Source organism: Pseudomonas sp. R19M, assembly GCF_050312585.1.
In the GTDB taxonomy this organism is placed as follows: domain Bacteria; phylum Pseudomonadota; class Gammaproteobacteria; order Pseudomonadales; family Pseudomonadaceae; genus Aquipseudomonas; species Aquipseudomonas palleroniana.
This window is the reverse complement of sequence record NZ_JBNPJV010000027.1, coordinates 1-24982: the sequence shown is the minus strand read 5'-3', so window position 1 is coordinate 24982 and position 24982 is coordinate 1. Positions and strand designations below refer to the sequence as shown.

The following is a 24982-nucleotide window of genomic DNA, read 5'->3' as shown; positions in this document are numbered from 1 at the left end:
AAACGAGTGTCCCTGATCGCTTCAGACCACTTCCGCATCGTTGTCGGCCTCGGCAAGAGCGGCATGTCCCTGGTTCGCTTCCTGGCGAGCCGGGGCGTGGCGTTCGCCGTGGCCGACACGCGGGAAAATCCACCGGAGCTGGTCACGCTGCGCCGTGACTATCCGCACGTGGAAGTGCGTTGTGGCGAGCTGGATGTCGAGTTTCTGTGCCGCGCCGACGAGCTCTACGTGAGCCCCGGCCTGGCGCTGGCGACACCGGCCCTGCAAGCAGCAGCGGCGCGTGGCGTGAAGCTGTCGGGCGATATCGACCTGTTTGCGCGGCACGCGAAGGCGCCGATCGTGGCCATCAGCGGCTCCAATGCAAAAAGCACCGTGACTACCCTGGTCGGGGAGATGGCCGTAGCGGCCGGCAAGCGTGTGGCCGTGGGCGGCAACCTCGGCGTGCCGGCCCTGGATTTGCTCAGCGACGACGTCGAGCTGTACGTCATGGAGCTATCGAGCTTCCAGCTGGAAACCACCCACGACCTGGGCGCCGAAGTCGCCACCGTGCTGAACGTCAGCGAAGACCACATGGACCGCTACAGCGGCCTGCCGGCGTATCACCTGGCCAAACACCGGATCTTCCGCGGTGCCAGGCAGGTGGTGGTCAACCGTCAGGATGCCTTGAGCCGTCCGCTGATGGGCGAGGGCCTGCCGTGCTGGACCTTCGGTCTGGGCAAACCCGACTTCAAGGCCTTCGGTATCCGTGAAGAAAACGGCGAGAAATACCTGGCCTTCGAATTCCAGAACCTGATGCCGGTGCGCGAGCTGAAAATCCGCGGTGCGCATAACCAGTCCAACGCCCTGGCGGCACTGGCGCTCGGTCATGCCGTTGGCCTGCCGTTCGATGCCATGTTGTCGAGCCTGCGCACATTCGGTGGTCTTGAGCATCGCTGCCAGTGGGTTCGCGACCTGGATGGCGTCAGCTACTACAACGATTCCAAAGCGACCAACGTCGGTGCGGCGCTGGCGGCCATCGAAGGCCTCGGCGCCGATATCGAAGGCAAGTTGGTGTTGATTGCCGGCGGTGATGGCAAAGGCGCCGACTTCAAAGACCTCAAAGAGCCGGTCGCCGCACATTGCCGCGCCGTGGTGTTGATGGGCCGTGATTCGGACCTGATCGGTGCCGCCATTGGTGACGCCGTGCCGCAGGTTCGCGTGACGTCCCTGGACGACGCCATTGCGCAATGCAGGGCCCTGGCCCAGCCGGGCGATGCGGTGTTGCTGTCGCCGGCCTGTGCCAGTTTCGACATGTTCAAGAACTACGAAGAGCGCGGCCAGTTGTTTGCCCGCGGCGTGGAGGCCTTGGCATGAGCATCAATTTCAGAAACATCATCAAGCCGTACCCGTCGCCGATCATCACCGGGCGTGGTATCGACCTCGACTTCCCAATGCTCGCCGGCTGCCTCGCGCTGCTGGGCCTGGGCCTGGTGATGATCACTTCGGCATCCTCCGAAGTTGCCGCCGTGCAGTCGGGCAACACCCTCTACATGATGATCCGTCACCTGGTGTACCTGGTGATCGGCCTCGGGGCCGGCGTTGTCACCATGATGATCCCCATCGCCACCTGGCAGCGCCTGGGTTGGATGATGCTGATCGGTGCGTTCGGCTTGCTGGTCATGGTGATCCTGCCCGGCATCGGTCGCGAGGTGAACGGTTCGATGCGCTGGATCGGCTTCGGTGCGTTCAACGTGCAGCCGTCGGAAATCGCCAAGGTGTTCGTGGTGATCTACCTCGCCGGCTACCTGGTACGTCGACAGAAAGAAGTGCGCGAAAGCTGGATGGGCTTCTTCAAGCCGTTCATCGTGCTGCTGCCGATGGCCGGCCTGTTGCTGATGGAACCCGACTTCGGCGCAACCGTGGTGATGATGGGTGCGGCGGCGGCGATGTTGTTCCTGGGCGGCGTGGGCCTGTTCCGTTTCACCTTGATGGTGGTGCTGGCGGTTGCGGCGGTGACGATTCTGGTCCAGGCGCAACCCTATCGTATGGCGCGTCTGATTACCTTTACCGACCCCTGGTCCGACCAGTTCGGTTCCGGCTACCAGTTGACCCAGGCGCTGATCGCCTTCGGTCGCGGCGAGTGGCTGGGCGTGGGCCTGGGCAACAGTGTGCAGAAGCAGTTCTACCTGCCGGAAGCGCATACCGACTTCGTATTCTCGGTGCTCGCCGAAGAGCTGGGCGTGGTGGGTTCGCTGTGCACCGTCGCGTTGTTCCTGTTTGTGTGCGTACGCGGTATGTACATCGGCTTGTGGGCCGAGAAGGCCAAACAGTTTTTCGCCGCCTATGTGGCGTACGGCTTGTCGTTCCTGTGGATCGGCCAGTTCCTGATCAACATCGGGGTGAACGTCGGCCTGCTGCCGACCAAGGGCCTGACCTTGCCGTTCCTCAGTTATGGCGGCAGTTCGTTGGTGATCTGCTGCGTGTGCCTGGGCTTGTTGCTGCGCATCGAGTGGGAGAGTCGAACCCACCTGGGCAGCGAAGAGATGGAGTTCAGCGAAAGCGACTTCGCCGAGGAGCCGTCTCATGGGCGCTAACGTGCTGATCATGGCGGGCGGCACCGGGGGCCATGTGTTCCCGGCCCTGGCTTGCGCCCGTGAATTCCAGAGCCGTGGCTACACCGTGCACTGGCTGGGGACGCCACGTGGCATCGAGAACGACCTGGTACCGAATGCCGGCCTGCCGTTGCATTTGATCAACGTCACTGGCCTGCGTGGCAAAAGCAAACTGTCCCTGCTCAAGGCGCCGTTTGTGCTGCTCAAGGCGGTGTTCCAGGCACGCAGGATCATCCGCGAACTGAAGCCGGTCTGTGTGCTCGGTTTTGGTGGTTACGTCACCGGCCCTGGCGGTGTTGCCGCCAGGCTCGCGGGTGTGCCGGTGATCGTGCACGAGCAGAACGCCGTCGCCGGCACCGCCAACCGCCTGCTGGCGCCGTTGGCTGCGCGGGTGTGCGAGGCTTTCCCGAAGACCTTTGGTGTCTCGGACAAACTGCGTACCACCGGCAACCCGGTACGCACCGAACTGTTTATGGATATCGCGCGCCAGGCCCTGGTCGGGCGCAAGGCTCACCTGCTGATCCTGGGCGGAAGCCTGGGCTCCGAGCCGCTGAACAAGCTGCTGCCGGAAGCCGTGGCGCAACTCCCGGTGGAGCTGCGCCCGGAGATCTTCCATCAGGCCGGCAAGGATCATGGTGAAGTCACCGCCACGCGCTATCGCGAGGCAGGTGTAGAGGCGAACGTACAGCCCTTCATCAAAGACATGGCCCACGCCTATGGCTGGGCCGACCTGGTGGTCTGTCGCGCTGGTGCGCTGACCGTCAGTGAACTGGCCGCCGCCGGTCTGCCATCGTTGCTGGTGCCTTTGCCCCATGCCATCGACGATCACCAGACCCGCAACGCCGAATATTTGGCCGGGGAGGGCGCCGCCTTCCTGCTGCCGCAAAGAACGACTGGCGCCGCCGATTTGGCCGCACGCCTGACCGAGGTTTTGATGCAACCGGAACGACTCAGCAACATGGCGAGCACCGCAAGCCGCCTGGCCAAACCCGACGCTACCCGCACCGTGGTGGATATCTGCCTGGAGGTGGCCCATGGTTGAGAATCAGAAAGCCATGCCACAACCGGAGATGCGCCGCATCCGTCGTATCCACTTCGTCGGGATCGGCGGCGTGGGCATGTGCGGTATTGCCGAGGTCTTGCTGAACCTGGGTTACCAGGTGTCCGGTTCGGACTTGAAAGAGTCGCCGGTGACCGATCGCCTGAAGTCCTTCGGTGCACAGATCTTTATCGGCCATCGTGCCGAGAACGCCGCCGAGGCGGACGTGCTGGTGGTTTCCAGTGCCGTGAACACCTCCAACCCGGAAGTGGCCACCGCCCTTGAACGGCGTATTCCGGTGGTGCCACGCGCCGAGATGCTGGCCGAGCTGATGCGCTATCGCCATGGCATCGCCGTCGCCGGTACTCACGGCAAAACCACCACCACCAGCCTGATCGCCTCGGTATTCGCCGCCGGTGGCCTGGACCCGACGTTCGTGATTGGTGGCCGCCTGAATGCAGCCGGCACCAATGCACAGCTCGGCACCAGCCGCTACCTGATCGCCGAAGCCGACGAAAGTGATGCCAGCTTCCTGCACCTGCAACCGTTGGTGGCGGTGGTGACCAACATCGACGCGGACCACATGGCGACCTACGACGGCGACTTCAACAAGTTGAAGAAAACCTTCGTCGAGTTCCTGCACAACCTGCCGTTCTACGGGTTGGCCGTGGTGTGCCTGGACGATCCGGTCGTGCGTGAAATCCTGCCGCTGGTCAAGCGCCCGACCGTGACCTACGGCTTCAGCGAAGACGCGGACGTGCGCGCAATCAATGTGCGCCAGGAAGGCATGCAAACTTTCTTCACCGTGCTGCGTCCTGATCGTGAGCCGCTGGATGTCTCGGTCAACATGCCGGGCAACCACAACGTGCTCAACTCCCTGGCGACCATCTGCATCGCCACCGACGAGGGCGTCAGCGATGAAGCCATTGTCGAAGGCTTGTCGCGCTTTGCCGGTGTGGGCCGCCGCTTCCAGGTCTACGGCCAGTTGCCGGTAGACGGTGGCGACGTGATGCTGGTGGACGACTACGGCCACCACCCGACTGAAGTCGCGGCGGTGATCAAGGCCGTGCGCGGTGGTTGGCCGGAGCGCCGCCTGGTGATGGTCTACCAGCCGCACCGCTACAGCCGCACCCGCGACCTGTATGACGATTTCGTCAATGTATTGGCCGATGCCAACGTGCTGCTGTTGATGGAAGTCTACCCGGCCGGTGAAGAACCGATTCCGGGCGCCGACAGCCGCAAGTTGTGCAACAGCATCCGCCAGCGTGGCCAGTTGGACCCTATCTATATCGAGCGCGGCGTGGATCTGGCGCCGCTCGTCAAGCCGCTGTTGCGTGCCGGCGATATCCTGCTGTGCCAGGGCGCCGGCGACATCGGTGGCCTTGCCCCTAAATTGCTGGCGAGCCCGCTTTTCGCCGCTGCCGAAAAGGGGAAGTCGAAATGACCACTGACTACGGCTCCCTGTTTTCCAGAATCACCCCGGCCGACTTCGGCCGTGTAGCGGTGCTGTTCGGCGGTAAAAGCGCCGAGCGCGAAGTGTCGCTCAAATCCGGCAACGCCGTGCTCGAAGCCTTGCAAAGCGCCGGTGTGAATGCCTTCGGTATCGACGTGGGCGATGATTTCCTCGCCCGCCTGCAGGCCGAGAAGATCGACCGCGCCTTCATCATTCTCCACGGCCGTGGCGGTGAAGACGGCAGCATGCAGGGGCTGTTGGAGTGCGCGGGCATCCCTTACACCGGCAGCGGCATCCTCGCTTCTGCCTTGGCCATGGACAAGTTGCGCACCAAGCAGGTGTGGCACAGCCTGGGGATTCCAACCCCGCGTCACAGCGTTCTGTGCAGCGAAGACGATTGTATTTCTGCGGCCAAGGAACTGGGTCTGCCTTTGATCGTCAAACCTGCCCATGAAGGCTCCAGTATCGGCATGGCCAAAGTGAACTCGGCCGCCGAATTGATCGACGCATGGAAAGCGGCAAGTACCTACGATTCGCAAGTGTTGGTGGAACAGTGGATCCAAGGTCCCGAGTACACCATCGCCACCCTGCGTGGCCAGGTATTGCCGCCTATCGCATTGGGTACGCCCCACACCTTTTATGACTACGACGCCAAGTACCTGGCCTCCGATACCCAGTACCGGATTCCATGTGGCCTCGATTCAACCAAGGAACAGCAATTGATGGACCTCACGGCGAAAGCCTGTGAGGCACTGGGTATCGCCGGTTGGGCGCGGGCAGACGTGATGCAGGATGAGCAAGGGAATTTCTGGTTCCTGGAAGTCAACACCGCTCCCGGCATGACCGATCACAGCCTGGTACCTATGGCCGCCCGTGCCGCCGGTCTGGATTTCCAGCAGCTGGTGCTGGCGATCCTGGCCGCAAGCGTTGAGTCAAGAGGCTAAGAACATGAACGGCGCATCGCTTCGTCATCAGCCCCCACCCGTACCGAGCCGCAAGCCGGTGCCGCGGGGTGCCAGCCGAATGGTGGCTAAAGAGCCGATGTCGGTGCGCTTGCCCAAGGCCAACTTTGGCTTCCTCAAGGCGCTGTTCTGGCCGGTGTTGCTGGTGGCGTTGGGTTTCGGCACCTACGAGGGCGCCCAGCGTCTGCTGCCGTATGCCGACCGACCGATTACCAAGGTCAGTGTGCAGGGCGACTTGAGCTACATCAGCCAGCAGGCGGTGCAGCAGCGCATCGGCCCGTACCTGGCGGCGAGCTTCTTCACCATCGACCTGGCCGGTATGCGCTCGGAGCTGGAACAGATGCCGTGGATCGCCCACGCCGAAGTCCGCCGTGTATGGCCGGACCAGGTGACGATCCGCCTGGAAGAGCAACTGCCCGTGGCCCGTTGGGGCGATGGCGCGTTGCTGAACAACCAGGGGCAGGCGTTTGCGCCTCGTGAAGTGGCCAACTATGAGCACCTGCCGCAGCTGTTCGGGCCGCAGCGGGCGCAACAGCAAGTGATGCAGCAGTACCAGGCGTTGAGCCAGATGCTGCGGCCGCTGGGCTTCTCCATTGCACGCCTGGAATTGCGTGAGCGGGGCAGCTGGTTTTTGACGACCGGGGCAGGCAGTTCCGGCCCGGGCATCGAGTTGTTGCTGGGACGCGACCGCTTGGTGGAGAAGATGCGCCGCTTTATTGCCATCTATGACAAAACCTTGAAAGAACAGATTACGAACATTGCGAGCGTCGACCTGCGTTACGCCAACGGCCTGGCCGTCGGCTGGCGTACACCGGCTGCGCCCACGGCAGCACAACCCGCTGTCGCGAAGAATTAAGAAGAGGCAGGACCCATGGCAAACGTGCAAAGCGGCAAAATGATCGTCGGTCTCGATATCGGCACCTCCAAGGTGGTGGCGCTGGTGGGCGAGGTCGGGGAAGACGGCACGATCGAAATCGTCGGTATTGGCACGCATCCGTCCCGGGGCCTCAAGAAGGGCGTGGTGGTCAACATCGAGTCCACCGTGCAATCGATCCAGCGCGCCATCGAAGAAGCGCAGCTGATGGCCGGTTGCCGGATTCACTCGGCGTTCGTCGGCGTTGCCGGTAACCACATCCGCAGCTTGAACTCCCACGGCATCGTGGCGATCCGCGACCGCGAAGTCAGTTCGGCCGACCTCGAGCGCGTCCTCGACGCCGCCCAGGCCGTGGCCATCCCGGCTGACCAGCGCGTCCTGCACACCCTGCCGCAGGACTATGTGATCGACAACCAGGAAGGTGTTCGCGAGCCCCTGGGCATGTCGGGCGTACGTCTGGAGGCCAAGGTCCACGTGGTGACCTGCGCCGTCAACGCCGCGCAGAACATTGAAAAATGCGTGCGCCGCTGCGGCCTGGAAATCGACGACATCATTCTCGAGCAACTGGCTTCGGCCTACTCGGTACTGACCGACGACGAAAAAGAACTGGGCGTGTGCCTGGTGGACATCGGTGGCGGCACCACCGACATCGCGATCTTCACCGAAGGCGCGATCCGTCACACCGCCGTGATCCCGATTGCGGGCGACCAGGTGACCAACGACATCGCCATGGCGTTGCGGACACCGACCCAGTACGCCGAAGAAATCAAGATTCGCTACGCCTGTGCCCTGGCCAAGCTGGCCGGTGCCGGTGAAACCATCAAGGTTCCAAGCGTAGGCGACCGCCCACCGCGCGAACTGTCGCGCCAGGCCCTGGCCGAAGTGGTCGAGCCACGCTACGACGAACTGTTCACCCTGATCCAGGCGGAACTGCGCCGCAGTGGCTACGAAGATCTGATCCCGGCCGGCATCGTGCTGACCGGTGGTACCTCGAAAATGGAAGGCGCGGTCGAACTGGCCGAGGAAATCTTCCACATGCCGGTGCGCCTGGGCGTGCCCCATGGCGTGAAGGGCCTGGGCGACGTGGTGCGCAACCCGATTTATTCCACTGGCGTGGGCTTGCTGTTGTACGGGCTGCAAAAGCAGACCGACGGCATTTCCCTGTCGGGCCCGAGCATTCGTGACAGCTACCGCAGCGACGACGATGAGAAAGCGCCGTTGCTGGACCGGATCAAAAGCTGGGTGCAAGGCAACTTCTAACGATTTACCGCAACACCGCAACACCGTTCCAAGCAGTAGGCGAAAAAACTAGAGAAAATGAGAGGAGAGGGAACATGTTCGAACTCGTAGACAACATCCCCGCTAGCCCGGTCATCAAAGTGATCGGTGTCGGCGGTGGCGGCGGCAACGCTGTCAACCATATGGTCAAGAGCAACATTGAAGGCGTTGAGTTCATTTGCGCCAACACTGATGCCCAAGCGCTGAAAAGTATCGGTGCGCGGACCATCCTGCAATTGGGCACAGCCGTGACCAAGGGCCTCGGCGCTGGCGCCAACCCGGAAGTCGGCCGTCAAGCCGCTCTGGAAGACCGCGAGCGTATTGCCGAAGTACTGCAAGGCACCAACATGGTGTTCATCACCACTGGCATGGGCGGCGGTACCGGTACCGGTGCTGCGCCGATCATTGCCGAAGTGGCCAAGGAAATGGGCATTCTGACCGTCGCTGTGGTGACCCGTCCGTTCCCGTTCGAAGGCCGCAAGCGCATGCAGATCGCCGACGAAGGTATCCGTCTGCTGTCTGAAAGCGTCGACTCGTTGATCACCATTCCCAACGAGAAGCTGCTGACTATCCTGGGTAAAGACGCCAGCCTGCTGTCGGCTTTCGCCAAGGCTGACGATGTACTGGCCGGTGCCGTCCGCGGTATCTCCGACATCATCAAGCGCCCAGGCATGATCAACGTCGACTTTGCCGACGTGCGTACCGTGATGAGCGAAATGGGCATGGCGATGATGGGCACTGGCTGCGCCAGCGGTCCGAACCGTGCACGTGAAGCCACTGAAGCGGCCATCCGCAACCCGTTGCTGGAAGACGTGAACCTGCAAGGCGCGCGCGGCATTCTGGTGAACATCACCGCAGGTCCTGACCTGTCCCTGGGCGAATACTCCGACGTGGGTAGCATCATCGAAGCCTTCGCTTCCGAGCACGCCATGGTCAAGGTCGGCACCGTTATCGATCCGGACATGCGTGATGAGCTGCACGTGACCGTGGTTGCTACCGGCCTGGGTGCAAAAATCGAGAAGCCTGTGAAGGTCATCGACAACACCCTGCACAACAGCCAGGCGAGCCAGCCAGCTGCGGCTCCAGCGCCCGCGCGTCAGGAGCAGCCGTCGGTGAACTACCGTGATCTGGACCGTCCGACCGTGATGCGCAACCAGGCCCAGGCCGGTGCTGCGGCGTCCCGTAGCCTGAATCCGCAAGATGATCTGGACTACCTGGACATCCCGGCATTCTTGCGTCGTCAGGCCGATTAATGGAATGTATCAGGGCTATGAAGGTGATTGGTGTTCAGCAAAGGTCTGGTCTGGTATTATCGCCAGCCTTTGTTGATACCAGTTCGCAATTTGCGCTGAAGCGGTCCAATCCATGATTAAACAACGCACCCTGAAGAATATTATCCGTGCAACAGGTGTAGGTCTGCACTCCGGGGAGAAGGTATACCTGACCCTCAAACCTGCACCTGTCGACACCGGCATCGTGTTTGTTCGTGCCGACCTGGACCCTGTGGTGCAGATTCCTGCTCGCGCGGAAAACGTTGGCGAAACCACTATGTCGACCACATTGGTCAACGGTGACGTCAAAGTGGATACGGTGGAGCACTTGCTCTCGGCCATGGCTGGCCTGGGCATCGATAACGCCTACGTCGAGCTCTCCGCGTCCGAAGTCCCGATCATGGATGGCAGCGCTGGACCCTTCGTATTCTTGATTCAATCTGCCGGCCTGGAAGAACAGGACGCAGCCAAGAAGTTCATTCGTATTCTGCGGGAAGTGACAGTAGAAGACGGCGACAAGCGCGCCACCTTCGTCCCGTTCGAAGGCTTTAAAGTGAGCTTTGAGATCGATTTCGATCACCCCGTATTCCGTGACCGCACCCAAAGTGCAAGCGTGGATTTTTCCAGTACTTCGTTCGTAAAAGAAGTCAGCCGCGCGCGTACCTTTGGTTTCATGAGTGACATCGAGTACCTGCGCAAGCACAACCTCGCACTCGGCGGTAGCGTTGAAAACGCCATTGTGGTCGACGCGGATGGTGTACTGAACGAAGACGGCCTTCGCTATGAAGACGAATTCGTGAAGCACAAGATCCTCGATGCAATCGGTGACCTCTACCTGCTGGGCAACAGCCTGATAGGTGAGTTCAAAGGCTTCAAGTCGGGCCACGCCCTTAACAACCAGCTGCTGCGCAAGTTGATTGAGCAGACAGACGCTTGGGAAGTCGTGACCTTCGAAGATGCCAGCACCGCACCGATCTCTTACATGCGTCCCGTTGCGGCGGTGTAAGTAACAACTCTCTTTCTTTAGTTTTGAAAGGCCACCTTCGGGTGGCCTTTTTTTTATTCGCTCATTGCTATCCGGTTACGGCCCGAGTACTTGGCCTCATACAACGCCTGATCCGCACTGAGCAATAACGTCTCCAGGGACATGTGGCTGTGTTTGTCCCAGGTGCTCATGCCGATGCTCACGGTAATCGGCTGCTCGGCGCCGGGCACCAGTGGCAAGTGTTCGACACTGCTGCGGATATGTTCGGCGATCACCCAGGCGCCTTTGACGTCGGTGTGCGGCAGCACCACCGCAAACTCTTCTCCACCGTAGCGCGCGGCCAGGTCTGCCGGGCGCCGGATGTTGTCGCTGATTACCTGGGCAACCGTGCGCAGTGCCTCGTCGCCACCGTGATGGCCGTGGCGGTCGTTGAATGCCTTGAAGTGATCGACATCGATCATCAGCAGCGTCAGCGGCTCGGTCGAGCGTTGTGCGCGGTCCCATTCCAGTTGCAGGCGTTGGTCGAGCACACGGCGGTTGGCCAGGCCGGTCAGGGCGTCGGTGGCGGCCAACTCCGACAGCACTTGTTCGGCTCGATAGCGGCGGCGCAGTTCGCGACGCAGCATCCAGGTCAGCCATAACAAACCGATGCACAGTACACCGGTGGCACCACTGGTCAGCAACGCGGCACGTTTCCAGGGGGCGAACACATCCTCGCTGGACAGGGCCACCACCACGATCAGCGGCAGGTCGCCCACGTTGGTGAATGTATATAGGCGCTCTATCCCGGTGAGGGTAGAGACTGCCTGGAAGCTGCCTTCGCCTTCGCGCAGCATGCGCTTGAAGTTGGGGCGATCACTCAGGTCTTTGTCGATCATGTCGCGTTCCAGCAACGGCTGCTGGGCCAGGAGAATGCCGCGGCTGCTCAGCAGATTCACGGAGCTGCCACTGCCGATGGCGAGGCGATTGAACAATTGATCGAAATACGCCAGGCGCATGGTCGCCACCGCCACCCCGGCAAATTCGCCATTGGGCCCGGATACGCGGCGGCTGAATGCGATACGCCACACTTGCTCGCAGTCGCAGTGGATCTTGAACGGGCGGCTGATAAACAGCCCGGCGTCGGGGTTCTGTTGCTGCACCAGGAAGTAGTCGCGATCAGCAAAGTTGCGCCGTGTCGGATGCAGGGTCGAGGAGTCGGCAATCACCGCACCATTGGCATCCAGTAGCAGTACTTCGCCTTTGAAGGGCGCCGCGTTGGATTGATCAAACTGCACCAGGTGCCGGATGTCCGCAGGCACCGACGTCAAGTCCTTGTACGAGGTGGCCGCGATCAGACCCTGCAATGCCAGATCGTAGAGTTCGACGTTGCGCAGCACATCGGCGTTGATCAGCTGGGCGATGTTGGTGGTCATGCGCTTGGCCGCCTGCAGGGTGCTGGCGTGTTCACGGCTCAGCAGCGCCGTGACGATCACCACGATCAGGATTACGGTCAGGCTGCTGCCCAAAAGCAGCAACAGTTCCGAACGAACGGGCAGTTTACGAGTGCGGGGTTGGCTCATCGCGCAGACTTCAACAGGAAGATACTGGCAGTTTAGTTCTGCACGATGAAAATTAAATCATTGGTTAATAAGAAAAGTTTTTTGATCAGAACACGTTGATCGGGTAGTCCACGATCACGCGGTATTCATCCACATCCCGGTCTACCGCCGAGTAGCCATTGCCCCCGCGGTTGGTCGCCCATTGCAGGCGCACGGCCAGGTTCTTGGCCTTGCCGCCCTGCACCACGTATTTGAGGTCGATGTCGCGTTCCCAGTGCTTGGCGTCCTTACCGTCGGCGCTATACCAGGCGCTGTAGCCACGGCTGTTGGGGTCGACCTTGGTCAGGTCGGTCTTGCCGCTGATGTACGAGACGGCTGAGGTCAGGCCAGGCAGGCCGAGGCCGGCAAAATCATAAGCGTACTTGAGCTTCCACGAGCGCTCGCCAGGTCCGTTGAAGTCCGAGTATTGCTGGGAGTTATCCAGGTAAATGCTGTCGCCTTGGGTGATGTAGTCGAATGGCGTGTTGCCGTTGACCCGTTGGTAGGCGGCGGTGACGCTGTGATGGCCGATGCCTACGGTCAGGTGCAGGCTGTAGGTGTTGTTGTCGATGCTGCCGAGCAACGATTGCCCGGTGTCCTGGGTGTGATAGTAGTGCAGGCCAGGGTTGAGACTGACCAGGTCGTTCAGCGTGTAGGTGTAGTCCAGGTCGTAGTAGTACTGATGCCAGATGTCCTTGAGTTCGGAGGCGTATAGATTGCTGGTCAGGCCCGCAACACCGCTGAACGATACGCCGGCCCAGTTCAGGTGCCGGCTGTCGGTGTGGTCCGGCAGGGTGCCGTAGCTGGTGCCGATACGGCGGTGGCCGCTCTGGTTGTAGAGCTTGGTGAAACTGGCCTGGCCGCCTTCGATCATCCAACCGTCGAAACTGTGGTTGGCCAGGCTCACGCCGCGGAAGGTCTGCGGCAACATGCGGGTCATGCCGCCAGCGATTACCGGGTTGTTGAGCAACAGGTCACCGGCTTTCAGCTCGGTATCGAAAGCGCGCATTTTCAAGGTGCCGCCGGCGGTGGAAAACGAGCCGGGGGCTTTGCCGTTGCCGCTGCCATAAGGAAGGATGCTGGAACCGTCGGTGCCACCACCACCGTCAAGCTTGAGGCCGAGCATGGCATTGAGGTCCAGGCCGAATCCGACTGTGCCTTGGGTGTAACCGGACTCGAAGGTGCCGATAAAACCCTGGCCCCACTCCTTGCTGTCATCGGTGTGAATGTCGCGACGGTCGCGGTTCATGTAGTAGTTGCGGGTGTTGATGTTGAGGTGCGAGCCTTCGACGAAACCGTCGGCGGAGGTCGGGTCGGCGGCGTGGGCGAGAGAGGTGATCGTTGCTGCAATAGCGACAAATAACGGGGTGAATGTCAGCGAGGTTTTCACCAGTGAAGCTCCTTTGGTCAATCATTGACGGCCAATGTCGTAGGGGATGCCTGGCCTTTTTTTACGGCAAAAAAAAGCCGCTGAAGTCAGCGGCTTTAAGACGAATTCCCAGTGTAGAGCCCTGGAAATAAGTCGAGGGAAATTCGGGTGAGCGGGAAGCTGTCTTTGCCATCGCGCTCATCGATGCGTCAAAATAACGCAGGTGAGCGGTGCGATACAGAGTGTAACAAGATAATGACTGTTGCCAAAATCGCAACAGTTTGGAATGGATGGTGCGTTTTGTTTCAAGTGTGGGAGGGGGATTCAGATTGGCAGGGTGATGCCAAAGGTGTTGCCGCCACCCTCACTGCGTACAAACACATCCCCTCCATGCATCAGCGCAATCGCCTTGACGATGGCCAGCCCCAATCCGTGGTTCGCTCCGCTGTTGCTGCGCGACGCATCCACCCGATAGAAACGTTCGAACAAGCGGGGCAAATGCTCGCCGGCAATCTCGTCGCCAGGGTTGGTCACGCCGATCGTCACCTGATGCGCCTGCTGTTCAATGATCACGTCGATGACCTGCCCCGGCGCGGTGTGCTGCACGGCATTGCTCAGCAGGTTGATCAGCGCACGGCGCAGGTGGGCCTTTTCGATATGGACCAAGGCGTCGCCACGTACCTGCACTTTGACCTGGGCATCTTCGAGGATGAAGTCCAGGTAATCGAGGGTGGTGGCCACCTCATCGGCCAGTGAGCTTTCAATCAGCTTGGTCGCCTTGCTGCCCTGATCGGCGCTGGCCAGGAACAGCATGTCATTGATGATTGAACGCAGGCGTTCCAGCTCTTCAAGGTTCGATTGCAGTACCTCGAAGTAATGCTCCGCCGAGCGCCCCCGTGTCAGCGCGACCTGGGTCTGGCCGATCAGGTTGGTCAGCGGCGAACGCAGCTCGTGCGCCACGTCGGCGTTGAACGATTCCAGGCGTGAGTAGGCTTGTTCCACCCGGTCCAGGGTGGAGTTGAACGAGTTGACGAACTGGCTCAGTTCCGGCGGCAGCGGCGACAACTGCAGCCGCCCGGAGAGTTTGGGTGGCGCAAGCTTCTGCGCTTCGTCCGAGAGCTTGCCCAAGGGCTTGAGCCCGATGCGCGAGACCCAGAATCCCAGCAGAGCCGCCAGCACTACACCGACAAAGGCCAGGCCGATCAGGGCCATCAACAGTTGGTGCTGGGTGGCGCGGAAGTTCTCGGTATCGATGGCAATCAGGAAGCGCAAGGGCGGGCGTTGTTCTTTGGCCGGAAACTGGCTCACCAGCACTTTGAACGGATATTCATGCCCCGGCAGACGCAGGTCGCGCTTGCCGGTGGGGCCGGCGGCGAAGGCGCGAATCCGTGCATCCGGCTCACCGTATTCATACTGAGAGTCGCTGCTGACCACCCAAAATCGGATGCGTTTGTCTTCCTCACCCAGCAGCTTGAGTTTGGCGGTGATCTTCGCCCAGTGCTCCGGCGTACCGAAGCGTGTCACCGAAGACTCCAGCACGCTGTAGCGGGCATCCAGCTCGGCGCCGGGCAGCAAGCCCAGGCCACGGTCCACTTGCTGGTACAGCGCGCCGCCGATCAGCACGAAGATCAGCAGCGCGACCAGGGTGAACATGCCGCTCAGGCGCAGGGCGATCGAGTTAGCGGCCACTTGGGTTCTCCAGCACACGGCTTTCCAGTACATAACCCATGCCGCGAATGGTGTGCAGCAGTTTCTCCTCGAACGGCCCGTCGAGCTTGGCGCGCAGGCGCTTGATGGCGACCTCCACCACATTGGCGTCACTGTCGAAGTTGATATCCCAGACCATTTCAGCAATAGCGGTCTTGGAGAGGATTTCCCCCTGGCGTCGCGCCAATACACTGAGCAGCGAGAACTCTTTCGCCGTCAGGTCCAGGCGCACGCCATTACGGCTGGCCTTGCGGCTGATCAGGTCGATCCACAGGTCGGCGACGGTGACCTGCACCGGCTCATGCCCGCCACTGCGGCGGGTCAACGCTTGCAGGCGCGCCACCAGTTCCAGGAACGAAAACGGTTTGCCCAAATAGTCATCGGCGCCTTCGCGCAGGCCACGAATACGGTCCTCCACGCGCTCGCGGGCGGTGAGCATGATCACCGGCGTCTGCTTGCGCGCGCGCAATGCGCGCAACACGCCGAAGCCGTCGAGGCCGGGCAGCATCACATCGAGCACGATCACTGCGTAGTCATTTTCCAGCGCCAGGTGCAAACCCTCGACACCTTCGCGTGCCACATCGACGGTGTAGCCTTGCTCGGTCAAGCCACGGTGCAGATAGTCCGCGGTTTTCTCTTCATCTTCAACAATCAGAACGCGCATGAGCCGTTTGCTCCAGGACGGGCCTCAGCCTCAATGTGGGGTCGCCAGCTCAAGCGCTGGCTTGGGCCGGTGGAAGATCTTCTCAAGGTACAAGTATATGACCGGCGTGGTGAACAGCGTCAGCGCCTGGCTCACCAGCAGGCCACCCACCACGGCAATGCCCAGCGGTTGGCGCAGCTCCGCACCCGGGCCGGAACCCAGCATCAACGGCACCGCGCCGAGCAATGCGGCCAGGGTCGTCATGATGATCGGCCGGAACCGCGTGACGCACGCTTCATAAATCGCCTCTTGCGGTGCCAGCCCGCGCACGCGCTGGGCTTCCAGGGCGAAGTCGATCATCAGGATGCCGTTTTTCTTGACGATACCGATCAGCAACACCAGGCCGATCAACGCCATGATCGAAAAATCCTGGCCCAGCAGCCACAGCATGATCAGCGCGCCCAGGCCCGCCGAGGGCAAGGTGGAGATGATCGTCAACGGGTGCACGAAGCTCTCATACAGCACCCCCAGGATAATGTAGACCGCCACCAGCGCCGCGAGGATCAGCCAGGGTTGGCTGGCCAGCGAACTCTGGAACGCCTGGGCCGCGCCCTGGAACGTCCCGATCAAGGTTGCGGGCATGCCGATTTCATTCTTGGCCTGGTTGAGCATGATCACCGCATCCCCCAGTGCGACGCCGGGCGCCAGGTTGAACGACAGGTTGGCGGCCGGGAACATGCCGTCATGGCTGATGGACAATGGCCCGACGCTGGGTGGGTCGACCTTGGCCAGGGCCGACAGAGGCACCATCTCGTTGGTCAGCGGCGAGCGCAGGTAAAAGTAGTTCAGGCTTTCAGCCTTGCCGCGCTGCTGGCTGTCCAGTTCCAGTACCACCTGGTATTGATTGATCTCGGTCTGGAATTCGTTGATCTGGCGCTGGCCGAAGGCGTCGTACAGCGCCTGGTCGACATCGGTGGCGGTCAGGCCGAAGCGGGCGGCGGCCTGGCGGTCGATGCTGATGTGGGTGATGCTGCCGCCCAGTTGCAGGTCGTTGGACAGGTCGCGGAACGCCGGGTTGGCGCGCAGTTTTTCGGTGAGGCGCTGGGTCCAGGTGTTGAGCGTCGGGCCGTCGTTGCTCTTGAGGACATATTGATACTGGGCGCGGCTGGGGCCAGAGCTGAGGTTGATGTCCTGACCGGCGCGCAGGTACAGCACGATGCCCGGCACTTTCGCCAACTGGGGGCGCAGGCGATCGATGAACTGGCTGGCGGACACATCGCGATCACCGCGGTCTTTCAAGGCGATCCAGAAGCGACCGTTGGCGATGGTCTGGTTGCTGCCGGTCACGCCTACCGAATGGGAAAACGCTTCCACGGCGGGGTCAGCCTTGATGATCTCGGCCAGGGCCTTGTGTTTGGCGATCATGTCCGGGTAAGACACGTCGGCTGCGGCTTCGCTGGTCCCCAGTACAAAACCGGTGTCCTGCACCGGGAAGAAGCCCTTGGGGATAAACACATAACCGACCACGGCCAGGGCCAGGGTCACCAGGAAGATCGCTGCCATGCTGCGTTGATGGGCCAGCGCGCGGCGCAGGTTGCGCGCATAGCCGGCCAGCAGGCGTTCGCTGAAGCCGGGTTTATCGGAGGCGTGGTGGGTCGGCGCACGCATGAACAGCGCGGCCAGGGTGGGCGCCAGTGTCAGCGAAACCACCACCGAAATCAGAATGGTCGAGGTGGCCGTCAGCGCAAACTCCTTGAACAGCCGTCCGACCACGCCGCCCATGAACAGCAGCGGGATAAACGCCGCCACCAGCGAGAAGCTGATCGACACGACGGTAAAGCCAATCTCGCCGGAACCCTTGATCGCCGCTTCACGTTTATCGAGGCCCGCTTCCAGATGGCGGTGGATGTTCTCCACCACCACGATAGCGTCGTCCACGACGAAACCGACGGCGATCACGATCGCCACCAGGGTGAGGTTGTTGAGGCTGAAGCCCAGCACATACATCAGCGCGAAACTGGCGATCAGCGACACGCCAAGCACGCTGGACACAATCAGCGTCGCCGACAACTGGCGCAGAAACAGCGCCATCACCGCCACCACCAGCAGGATGGCGATCAACAGCGTCACTTCGACTTCATGCAGGGACGCGCGGATGGTCTTGGTGCGGTCGCTCAACACACTGACGTTGACCGAGGCCGGCAGCATGCCTTCCAGGCGCGGCAGTTCGGCTTGGATGCGGTCCACGGTCTCGACGATGTTGGCGCCCGGCTGGCGTGAAATCACCAGGTTGACGCCGGGCGTATCGCCTGACCAGGCCTGCACGTAGGCGTTTTCCGAACCGTTGATGACTTTGGCGATGTCACGCAGTTGAACCGGTGCACCGTTCTTGTAGGAAACGATCAGTTGGCCGTATTCGTACGGGTGAAACAGCTGGTCGTTGGTCGACAGTGTCGACACGCTGTTCTCCCCGTAGATCGCGCCCTTGGCCAGGTTCAGGCTCGACTGCTGGATGGCCAGGCGCACGTCCGCGAGGGTCAGGCCGATGGCCGCGAGTTTGTCCGGCGAGGCCTGCACGCGAATCGCCGGGCGCTGCTGGCCGGTGATGTTGATCTGGCCGACGCCGTCGATCTGGCTGATCTGGCGGGCCAGGAGGGTTTCCACGTAGTCGCTCAGTTCGGTGCTGGGCATGCTGTCGGCGCTGACGCTGAGGATCAGTACCGGGCTGTCTGCCGGGTTGACCTTTTTCCAGGTCGGCAGGCTCGGCATGTCCCTGGGCAGTTTGCCGGACGCGGTGTTGATCGCCGCCTGGACTTCCTGTGCCGCGGTGTCGATGCTTTTGTTCAGGGTGAATTGCAGGGTCAGCAGGCTTGAGCCCAAGGCGCTGCTGGAGGTCATCTGGGTCACGCCGGGAATGGCGCTGAATTGCACCTCCAAGGGCGTTGCGACCGACGAGGCCATGGTGTCCGGGCTGGCTCCGGGCAGGGTAGCGGTGACCTGGATCGTCGGAAACTCCGCTTCCGGCAGTGGGGCGACGGCCAGGCGTGGGAAGGCAATCAGCCCCAGCAACACCAGGGCGAAGGTCAGCAGCAGGGTGGCAACCGGATGGTCGACGCACCACGCGGAAGGCGAACGGCTGCCGCTCATGGTTGCACCTGAGGGGCAACGGTCTGGATCACTTGGGGCGGTTCCTTGAGCACCTCCACCCGCGCCCCGGCCTTGAGCCGCGACTGACCATCGCTGACCAGCACGTCCCCGGCCTGTACCCCCTTGATGATGTTGAGGTCGCTGTTCTGGTAGACCACTTGCACCGGCACCACTTCAACCTTGTCACCGCTGACCCGGTACACGAAGTGCGAGTCCAGGCCGCGTTGCACCACGGTCGGCGGTACCACCAAGGCATTGTTGTCCACGGCGGTCTGGATCTTCAGGGTCACCAGCTGCCCCGGCCACAGGCGCTGGACGGCGTTGTTGAATTCGGCTTTGGCGCGCAGGGTGCCGGTGGTGGAGTTGATCTGGTTGTCGATCAAGCTCAAATGGCCTTCGGCGAGCAGGTCGCCGGTCTGGCCGTCGGTGTCGGCGCCCATGTAGACATCGACGTTGGCCTGGGTCGGCGCGGCGATCAAGCCTTGCAGGGTCGGCAGCATTTGCTGTGGCAGGGAAAATTCGACGGCAATCGGGTCGATCTGCGTGACGGAGAACAGACCCTGGGTATCACTCATACGCAGGAAGTTACCCTCATCCACGGTGCGAATACCGACGCGGCCGCTGACTGGCGAGCGTATCTGCGTATAGGAAAGTTGCACCTGAGCCGAGTCGATAGCGGCCTGGTTCCCCTGGACCGTGGCCTTGAGCTGATTGACCAAGGCTTGTTGCTGGTCGTAGGTCTGCTTGGATACGCCGTCGTCAACGCTCAACGCCTTGTAGCGCTTGAGGTTGACCAACGCCACCTGCAACTGGGCCTGGCTTTCTCCCAACTGTGCCCTGGCCTGGTCGAGGCTGGCGCGGATCGAGCGGTCGTCGATTGTCGCCAGCAGGTCGCCGGCCTTGACCCACTGGCCTTCCTTGACCAGCAGTCTGGTCAGGATGCCGTCGATTTGCGGGCGAATCACCACACTGTGCAGCGACAGCACCGAACCGATACCACTGACGAAACGCGGGACATCCTGTTGTGCAACGCTCACCACACGCACCGGAATGGCAGCCGGTGCAGCCAGTTTGGTCTTGGCGGGGCGGGTCAATGCCCAGGCTGCAACCGCCAGCACCAAAAGGACGCCCACCAGCAGGGCCGTGTTTCGTTTTATTTGCATAGGTGAGGCGCCAGGGCAAAGGATCGTAAGAATGAATGAACCTTTATAGCTCGCCGACCCGGTCAGCAAAGTGACCGCTGTCTGACGGCGCTGTCAGTTAAGGTCCGACCATTCGTACGACAATAGATAAAGATACGAGGGCCGCAGGTATACTGCGCGCCAGTGTGGCCTGCAAGCCGGTCCCTCTCCATTTTTCGCCCGCTCCGGAGCTTTCATGACTTCCCCGACCCAACCCGCTGTTGAAGCGACCGACCTCGTTGATACGGCCAATGCCGACGGCGTTGAAAAAGCCGAGATCCCGGCTTTCAAGTTCCCTTTCAAGCCGGGTGAACTGGCCGGGGCCAAGAATGCCGGCCAGCCTTGGTACAAGGGCGGTGTCAAGAACGGTCATACCAAGACGCCAGGTATGGCGCCACCCGGTACTCGCCGTTCCATGGGTAAACGTTAAGAGTAAAAATTCGCGGGCAATACCGATCATTGCCTACGGCAATAGCTGAAATTTCGTATTGTCGGCCCGCGGACCTTTCTTGAAAGCTTGCACGGTATCCGCTTCGCTCCGGTTGTTTTTGCCGGAGCGAAGGTGAGATGAGGCTGGCTTTTCCGGAAAGGATATCCCCCTGATGCTGAAACAGCTCTGTGTTGCGTTTGCCGTATTACTGCTGCTCGTCATGTTCAGCACTGCCACTGCCAGTGATCCACCCAGACACGAAATCCGTTTTGCCGTCGCCGCGCATTTTCCCCCGTTTCAAAGCCGCAATCAGCAAGGCCAACTGGTGGGGCTGAATATCGAATTGGGCAACGCCCTGTGCGTGCAGCTCAATGTGCGTTGTACCTGGGTCGACCAGGTGGTTGTGGAAAACTTCCCAGCCCTTGAAGCCCGGCAATTCGATGCGATCATGGGCATGGCGCCGACATCGGCCCGGCGCCAGTGGGTGAACTTCACGGATGATCTCTACCCGATCACCACCCGCCTGGTGGCCCGTAGATCATCGGGTCTGACCCCGGATCGGCGATCGCTCAAGGGCAAGCGTGTCGGCGTCCTGGTGAAAAGTAACCGTGAAGCCTTTGCCCTCTCGCAGTGGGCGCCGGCAGGGGTGACCATCAAGAGTTTCTGGCTCAATGACCAGCTGGTTCGCAGCCTGGTCGCGGGCGATATCGATGCGACGTTGCAAGGTACCGTCGAAATCCGTGAAGCGCTGCTCGACACACCCGACGGCCTGGGCTTCGACTTCCTCGGCCCCGTCGTCTCGTCGCAACTATTGGGTAACAGCGTGGCGATTGCGGTGCGTAAGCCCGATACGGCGTTACGCAGTGAACTCAACCGTGCGCTCGAACAACTGATGCAGAACGGCGAGTACCGACGCATCCTGCACTCTTACCCTGTTAACGGGCTGCATGCCTGTCCATGATCGCCCGTTTCCCCATGGTCAGGCGGCGCGCAAGGAGATGAATGCATAGTTGGCAGGCACTTCGGTAACGATTTGTGCCCCGGCATCCAGCACCTGTTCGGCGATATCCATCCCGGACACATGAAACACCCACTCATGGGCCGCATACGGCTGATCAACCGCCAGCTCGATCGCCTGGGTAAAGGCGTGCATGTCCGGTAAGTAGGCCGTAAAACCGTCACCCTTCAGCGCTGTGGTGCGGATGCCGAGTAAGGCGCACACCGCCTCTTTGGTCTGTACATCATCACGGTCAGCCTGGCGTGAGCGACGAATCAGCTCCGCCAACGCAGGGTCCGTCAGCTCACCCCCGACGATCAGGGCCGGCCCTTGTTCCCAGGATTCCGGTGGGCAATCCTTGGCCGCCGGGTTCAGCGGAATATGCGGGTTGATTTCCATCGGGTAGATCCGACACACCAGCGGGCGCCGCTCGTAGATGCCGCAGCGGTTGTCTTCGTCAAGATTCCGGCAGCGCCCGGCGTTGTAGGCGGCAAAGGTGATTGCCACGAAGGCCTCGGTATTGCCGCTGGGCACGCTCACCGAACGGCGCTCGGCGTGTTCGCGCTGCTGCTGCGGCACCCCCAGGCCGCTGGCCAGGAAACCTTCTACAAGAACGATCACATTACCGCCATCCGCCGCCCATTGCCGGGCTTCGTCGAGGGTCAGGGGGACGTGGTGGTCGGTGCAGCACTTGCCGCAACCTACGCAGGAAAAATGAGTGTTCATGGGCAAGTTCTGTCACCAGGCAAGGTCAGAGGGCACGCAGGAACGGTGACGGGTTTTTACCTCTATCCACCATTCGGGCTCTCTTGAAGCAAGTTACACGCCAGTGCCTGTCAGTCCTCTATCACTACATCGCGTAGGACAAATCTCATGCCTGCGCTTTCATAGAGCTGCCGCGCGCGCAGGTTGCTCTCCAGCACCTTGAGGTCCACATAGGGTTCGCCGCGCTGCTTGAACATTGCAAAGGCCTGCAGCAACAACGCACGCCCCAGCCCCTGACCTTGGGCGCAGGGGTGAATCGAGAGGTTCTTGATAAAGGCGCTGGTCCAGCATTGAGCCACGCCGAGCACGCCGTCAGCGTTACTGGCCACCAGGCACAGCGTCGGGTCGAACTCGGCATCCGTGATGAATTGATGTTGCCATTGCTCCAGGCTGGCCACGCGACCGCCTCCCTGTGCCTGGGTCAGGCGCAAGACTGAATGAATGGCTGGGGCCAGTTCGGCGCGGTAATGATCCAGCTCAATACCCGCCGGCCACTGTGGCGCGGGCAGGCTGCCCGTCAGGTCACGGCGCAGCAGCTGGAAGTATTCCCGCATGCCTCACAGACCTTTTTGCGCCACGCTCTGGGCGGCGACCACCAGGCATTTGGTCAGGTCTGGCGAGGAGAACTTGGTCAGCACCGCGTTGGCCCCGGCCAAGCGCGCTTTCTCGCTGTTCATCGCGCTGTCCAGGGAGGTGTGCAGCAGCACATAAAGGTCCTGGAAGTCCGGAGTTTCGCGCAAGGTGCGGGTGAGGGCGTAACCGTCCATTTCAGACATCTCGATGTCCGACACCAGCACGTTGATCTGCGCGTCAGTGCCTTGCAGCTCCAGCAGCACATCAATCGCTTCCTTGGCGCTGCGGGCGGTGTGGCAGGTCAAGCCGAGGTTGCGCAGGGTATGTACCGACTGTTGCAAGGCGACCTGGCTGTCATCCACCACCAGGATGCGGGCATGGCCTAGGACTTCGGCTTCTTCCATGGTCAGGTCGGTCGGCGCCGCTTCAATCGGGGCCGGGGCGATGCCGTGGATGACTTTCTCGATATCCAGCACTTGCACCAACCCGCCTTCCACCTGGGTAACCCCGGTGATAAAGGCACGGTTGCCACCGGAGCCATAGGGCGGTGGGCGGATATCGGTGGTCAGGCAGTGCACGATCTTGCTCACCGCCTGCACATGCAGGCCCTGCTTGGAGCGGCTGACATCGGTGACGATCAGGCAGCCGCCGTCGGGGTCTTGCAGGGGCATTTCCCCCAGGGCGCGGCTCAGGTCGATCACCGACAGCGAAGCGCCGCGCAAGGTGGCGATGCCTTTGACGTGGGGGTGCGACTCCGGCAGCCGGGTCAACGGCGGGCAGGGGATGATTTCACTGACTTTCAGCAGGTTGATCGCCATCAGCTTGCCGCTGCGCAAGGTAAAGAGCAGAAGCGAGAGTGAGTCTGCGCGGGCTTTGGTGGTGGACATAAAAACCTTCTGTGGATCAGGGAGTGTGATCTGTAGCAGGTTATCGACTTGGGGGAGCCAGGCTTTAACCGGATTTTGTTGCGGGCCGGCTCCCCCCACCTTGGATCTGTATCAGCCCTTCCACACTTGTGGGTTCACCAAATCCTGCGGACGCTGCCCCAGCAAGGCGCTGCGCAGGTTATCCAAGGCACGGTTGGCCATGGCTTCGCGGGTTTCATGGGTCGCCGAGCCGATGTGCGGCAGCGTCACGGCATTGCTCAGTTGGAACAACGGCGACTCGGCCAATGGCTCCTGTTCATACACATCCAGACCGGCACCGCGAATTTGCCGGTTTTGCAGGGCCTCGATCAGCGCCGGTTCATCGACGACAGGCCCACGGGAAATATTGATCAGGATCGCGCTGGACTTCATCAGCCCCAGCTCGCGGGTGCTGATCAGGTGGCGGGTCTTTTCGCTCAACGGCACCACCAGGCACACGAAGTCGGCTTCGGCCAGCAATTGGTCCAGGCTACGGAACTGCGCGCCCAGCTCCTGCTCCAGCGCCGTCTTGCGACTATTGCCGCTGTACAGGATCGGCATATTGAAACCCAGGCGACCCCGTCGGGCCACCGCTGCGCCAATATTACCCATGCCCACGATACCGAGGGTCTTGCCGTGCACATCGCAGCCGAACAACGGTGCGCCGACGCTGGCTTTCCACTGGCCGGCCTTGGTCCAGGCATCCAGCTCGGCCACGCGGCGCGCGCTGCTCATCAGCAGGGCGAAGGCCAGGTCGGCGGTGCTTTCGGTGAGTACATCGGGGGTATTGGTGAGCATGATCCCGCGCTCGTTGAAGTAGGGCAGGTCATAGTTGTCGTAACCCACCGAGACACTGGATACCACTTCCAGCTTGCTCGCCGCTTCGAGTTGCGCACGGCCCAGCTTGCGGCCCACGCCAATCAGGCCGTGGGCATGGGGCAGGGCGTCATTGAATTGAGCGTTGATGTCGCCGCGCTTGGGGTCGGGCACGATCACCTCGAACTCCTGTTGCAGGCGTTCGATCATGGGCGGGGTGATACGGCTGAAGGCAAGGACAGTCTTTTTCATTGCAGACGGGCTCATCGACTACGGAAGAATGCCAAGCACGCTAACATTTATCCCCCCAACGCAACACCACTGTAGTGAGCGGGCTTGCCCCGCGCTGGGTGGCAACGCCGCCCCAACAAAGACGCCGCGGTATTTCAGAAGGACCGAGGCGCCTGGGTTTGGGG

21 protein-coding genes are annotated in these 24982 nt (G+C 61.4%); 11 read left to right on the top strand and 10 right to left on the bottom strand.

Annotated elements, in window-relative coordinates:
* Nucleotides 1-6 precede the first annotated feature (6 nt).
* The 9 genes from murD to lpxC all read left to right on the top strand — a co-directional run bounded on the left by murD (nucleotide 7) and on the right by lpxC (nucleotide 10474).
* Entirely contained in the window at nucleotides 7-1353 is a 1347-nt protein-coding gene (murD, locus tag ACQRBT_RS04450) for a UDP-N-acetylmuramoyl-L-alanine--D-glutamate ligase (RefSeq protein WP_104995544.1), read from the top strand.
* On the top strand, nucleotides 1350-2573 hold the full coding sequence (ftsW, locus tag ACQRBT_RS04445; RefSeq protein WP_060753911.1) for a putative lipid II flippase FtsW: 1224 nt from the start codon (nucleotides 1350-1352) through the stop codon (nucleotides 2571-2573). The genes murD and ftsW overlap by 4 nt, the downstream gene beginning before the upstream one ends.
* Nucleotides 2563-3633 carry an undecaprenyldiphospho-muramoylpentapeptide beta-N-acetylglucosaminyltransferase gene (gene murG, locus ACQRBT_RS04440; protein WP_104995545.1) on the top strand — a complete coding sequence of 357 codons (1071 nt, stop codon included), beginning with the start codon at nucleotides 2563-2565 and terminating at the stop codon, nucleotides 3631-3633. Before ftsW ends, murG begins: the two co-directional genes overlap by 11 nt.
* Entirely contained in the window at nucleotides 3626-5074 is a 1449-nt protein-coding gene (gene murC / locus ACQRBT_RS04435) for a UDP-N-acetylmuramate--L-alanine ligase (RefSeq protein ID WP_060753909.1), read from the top strand. The genes murG and murC overlap by 8 nt, the downstream gene beginning before the upstream one ends.
* Nucleotides 5071-6027 (top strand): D-alanine--D-alanine ligase, encoded by a 957-nt coding sequence (locus tag ACQRBT_RS04430; RefSeq protein ID WP_060753908.1) that lies wholly within the window; start codon nucleotides 5071-5073, stop codon nucleotides 6025-6027. The genes murC and ACQRBT_RS04430 overlap by 4 nt, the downstream gene beginning before the upstream one ends.
* A gap of 4 nt (nucleotides 6028-6031) precedes the next feature.
* A complete protein-coding gene (locus ACQRBT_RS04425) occupies nucleotides 6032-6901 on the top strand; it encodes a cell division protein FtsQ/DivIB (protein ID WP_060753907.1) in 870 nt (289 codons plus the stop codon).
* Between the two features lie 15 nt (nucleotides 6902-6916).
* Complete coding sequence (gene ftsA / locus ACQRBT_RS04420) at nucleotides 6917-8179, top strand: cell division protein FtsA (protein ID WP_060753906.1); 1263 nt, start codon at nucleotides 6917-6919, stop codon at nucleotides 8177-8179.
* Nucleotides 8180-8253: 74 nt separating this feature from the next.
* On the top strand, nucleotides 8254-9450 hold the full coding sequence (gene ftsZ / locus ACQRBT_RS04415; RefSeq protein WP_161548245.1) for a cell division protein FtsZ: 1197 nt from the start codon (nucleotides 8254-8256) through the stop codon (nucleotides 9448-9450).
* Between the two features lie 112 nt (nucleotides 9451-9562).
* On the top strand, nucleotides 9563-10474 hold the full coding sequence (gene lpxC / locus ACQRBT_RS04410; RefSeq protein ID WP_003171886.1) for a UDP-3-O-acyl-N-acetylglucosamine deacetylase: 912 nt from the start codon (nucleotides 9563-9565) through the stop codon (nucleotides 10472-10474).
* A 53-nt stretch (nucleotides 10475-10527) separates the two neighbouring features.
* Here lpxC and ACQRBT_RS04405 read toward each other — a convergent pair whose 3' ends face one another.
* The 6 genes from ACQRBT_RS04405 to ACQRBT_RS04380 form a co-directional block, all read right to left on the bottom strand.
* Nucleotides 10528-12015 (bottom strand): GGDEF domain-containing protein, encoded by a 1488-nt coding sequence (locus ACQRBT_RS04405; RefSeq protein ID WP_060753904.1) that lies wholly within the window; start codon nucleotides 12013-12015, stop codon nucleotides 10528-10530.
* Between the two features lie 85 nt (nucleotides 12016-12100).
* Nucleotides 12101-13423, bottom strand: coding sequence for an OprD family porin (locus tag ACQRBT_RS04400; RefSeq protein WP_412047581.1), 1323 nt, complete (start codon nucleotides 13421-13423; stop codon nucleotides 12101-12103).
* Between the two features lie 303 nt (nucleotides 13424-13726).
* Nucleotides 13727-15091: a heavy metal sensor histidine kinase gene (locus ACQRBT_RS04395; RefSeq protein ID WP_060753902.1), complete on the bottom strand. Its 1365-nt coding sequence runs from the start codon at nucleotides 15089-15091 to the stop codon at nucleotides 13727-13729.
* Complete coding sequence (locus tag ACQRBT_RS04390) at nucleotides 15081-15773, bottom strand: heavy metal response regulator transcription factor (protein ID WP_060753901.1); 693 nt, start codon at nucleotides 15771-15773, stop codon at nucleotides 15081-15083. Before ACQRBT_RS04390 ends, ACQRBT_RS04395 begins: the two co-directional genes overlap by 11 nt.
* Nucleotides 15774-15803: 30 nt before the next feature.
* Nucleotides 15804-18899 (bottom strand): multidrug efflux RND transporter permease subunit, encoded by a 3096-nt coding sequence (locus ACQRBT_RS04385; protein ID WP_104995550.1) that lies wholly within the window; start codon nucleotides 18897-18899, stop codon nucleotides 15804-15806.
* Nucleotides 18896-20062 carry an efflux RND transporter periplasmic adaptor subunit gene (locus ACQRBT_RS04380; RefSeq protein ID WP_412047580.1) on the bottom strand — a complete coding sequence of 389 codons (1167 nt, stop codon included), beginning with the start codon at nucleotides 20060-20062 and terminating at the stop codon, nucleotides 18896-18898. The genes ACQRBT_RS04385 and ACQRBT_RS04380 overlap by 4 nt, the downstream gene beginning before the upstream one ends.
* Nucleotides 20063-20276: 214 nt before the next feature.
* Between ACQRBT_RS04380 and ACQRBT_RS04375 the strand changes: the two genes are divergently transcribed.
* Both ACQRBT_RS04375 and ACQRBT_RS04370 read left to right on the top strand, forming a co-directional pair.
* Complete coding sequence (locus ACQRBT_RS04375; protein ID WP_060753898.1) at nucleotides 20277-20510, top strand: hypothetical protein; 234 nt, start codon at nucleotides 20277-20279, stop codon at nucleotides 20508-20510.
* 172 nt (nucleotides 20511-20682) lie between these two features.
* Complete coding sequence (locus ACQRBT_RS04370) at nucleotides 20683-21471, top strand: transporter substrate-binding domain-containing protein (RefSeq protein ID WP_060753897.1); 789 nt, start codon at nucleotides 20683-20685, stop codon at nucleotides 21469-21471.
* A gap of 18 nt (nucleotides 21472-21489) precedes the next feature.
* Here ACQRBT_RS04370 and ACQRBT_RS04365 read toward each other — a convergent pair whose 3' ends face one another.
* The 4 genes from ACQRBT_RS04365 to ACQRBT_RS04350 form a co-directional block, all read right to left on the bottom strand.
* Nucleotides 21490-22233, bottom strand: coding sequence for a YkgJ family cysteine cluster protein (locus ACQRBT_RS04365; RefSeq protein WP_060753896.1), 744 nt, complete (start codon nucleotides 22231-22233; stop codon nucleotides 21490-21492).
* Nucleotides 22234-22343: 110 nt separating this feature from the next.
* A complete protein-coding gene (locus tag ACQRBT_RS04360; protein WP_060753895.1) occupies nucleotides 22344-22826 on the bottom strand; it encodes a GNAT family N-acetyltransferase in 483 nt (160 codons plus the stop codon).
* Nucleotides 22827-22829: 3 nt separating this feature from the next.
* Nucleotides 22830-23732, bottom strand: coding sequence for a chemotaxis protein (locus tag ACQRBT_RS04355; RefSeq protein WP_060753894.1), 903 nt, complete (start codon nucleotides 23730-23732; stop codon nucleotides 22830-22832).
* 111 nt (nucleotides 23733-23843) lie between these two features.
* A complete protein-coding gene (locus tag ACQRBT_RS04350) occupies nucleotides 23844-24818 on the bottom strand; it encodes a 2-hydroxyacid dehydrogenase (RefSeq protein ID WP_244384292.1) in 975 nt (324 codons plus the stop codon).
* Nucleotides 24819-24982: the final 164 nt, after the last annotated feature.

What these genes read in the sequence shown, in the direction of transcription:
- ftsW (WP_060753911.1), top strand. Translation starts at nt 1,350, where the DNA reads ATGAGCATCAATTTCAGAAACATCATCAAGCCGTACCCGTCGCCGATC.
- murG (WP_104995545.1), top strand. Translation starts at nt 2,563, where the DNA reads ATGGGCGCTAACGTGCTGATCATGGCGGGCGGCACCGGGGGCCATGTG.
- murC (WP_060753909.1), top strand. Translation starts at nt 3,626, where the DNA reads ATGGTTGAGAATCAGAAAGCCATGCCACAACCGGAGATGCGCCGCATC.
- ACQRBT_RS04430 (WP_060753908.1), top strand. Translation starts at nt 5,071, where the DNA reads ATGACCACTGACTACGGCTCCCTGTTTTCCAGAATCACCCCGGCCGAC.
- ACQRBT_RS04425 (WP_060753907.1), top strand. Translation starts at nt 6,032, where the DNA reads ATGAACGGCGCATCGCTTCGTCATCAGCCCCCACCCGTACCGAGCCGC.
- ftsA (WP_060753906.1), top strand. Translation starts at nt 6,917, where the DNA reads ATGGCAAACGTGCAAAGCGGCAAAATGATCGTCGGTCTCGATATCGGC.
- ftsZ (WP_161548245.1), top strand. Translation starts at nt 8,254, where the DNA reads ATGTTCGAACTCGTAGACAACATCCCCGCTAGCCCGGTCATCAAAGTG.
- lpxC (WP_003171886.1), top strand. Translation starts at nt 9,563, where the DNA reads ATGATTAAACAACGCACCCTGAAGAATATTATCCGTGCAACAGGTGTA.
- ACQRBT_RS04405 (WP_060753904.1), bottom strand. Translation starts at nt 12,015, where the DNA reads ATGAGCCAACCCCGCACTCGTAAACTGCCCGTTCGTTCGGAACTGTTG.
- ACQRBT_RS04390 (WP_060753901.1), bottom strand. Translation starts at nt 15,773, where the DNA reads ATGCGCGTTCTGATTGTTGAAGATGAAGAGAAAACCGCGGACTATCTG.
- ACQRBT_RS04385 (WP_104995550.1), bottom strand. Translation starts at nt 18,899, where the DNA reads ATGAGCGGCAGCCGTTCGCCTTCCGCGTGGTGCGTCGACCATCCGGTT.
- ACQRBT_RS04380 (WP_412047580.1), bottom strand. Translation starts at nt 20,062, where the DNA reads ATGCAAATAAAACGAAACACGGCCCTGCTGGTGGGCGTCCTTTTGGTG.
- ACQRBT_RS04375 (WP_060753898.1), top strand. Translation starts at nt 20,277, where the DNA reads ATGACTTCCCCGACCCAACCCGCTGTTGAAGCGACCGACCTCGTTGAT.
- ACQRBT_RS04370 (WP_060753897.1), top strand. Translation starts at nt 20,683, where the DNA reads ATGCTGAAACAGCTCTGTGTTGCGTTTGCCGTATTACTGCTGCTCGTC.
- ACQRBT_RS04365 (WP_060753896.1), bottom strand. Translation starts at nt 22,233, where the DNA reads ATGAACACTCATTTTTCCTGCGTAGGTTGCGGCAAGTGCTGCACCGAC.
- ACQRBT_RS04360 (WP_060753895.1), bottom strand. Translation starts at nt 22,826, where the DNA reads ATGCGGGAATACTTCCAGCTGCTGCGCCGTGACCTGACGGGCAGCCTG.
- ACQRBT_RS04355 (WP_060753894.1), bottom strand. Translation starts at nt 23,732, where the DNA reads ATGTCCACCACCAAAGCCCGCGCAGACTCACTCTCGCTTCTGCTCTTT.
- ACQRBT_RS04350 (WP_244384292.1), bottom strand. Translation starts at nt 24,818, where the DNA reads ATGAAAAAGACTGTCCTTGCCTTCAGCCGTATCACCCCGCCCATGATC.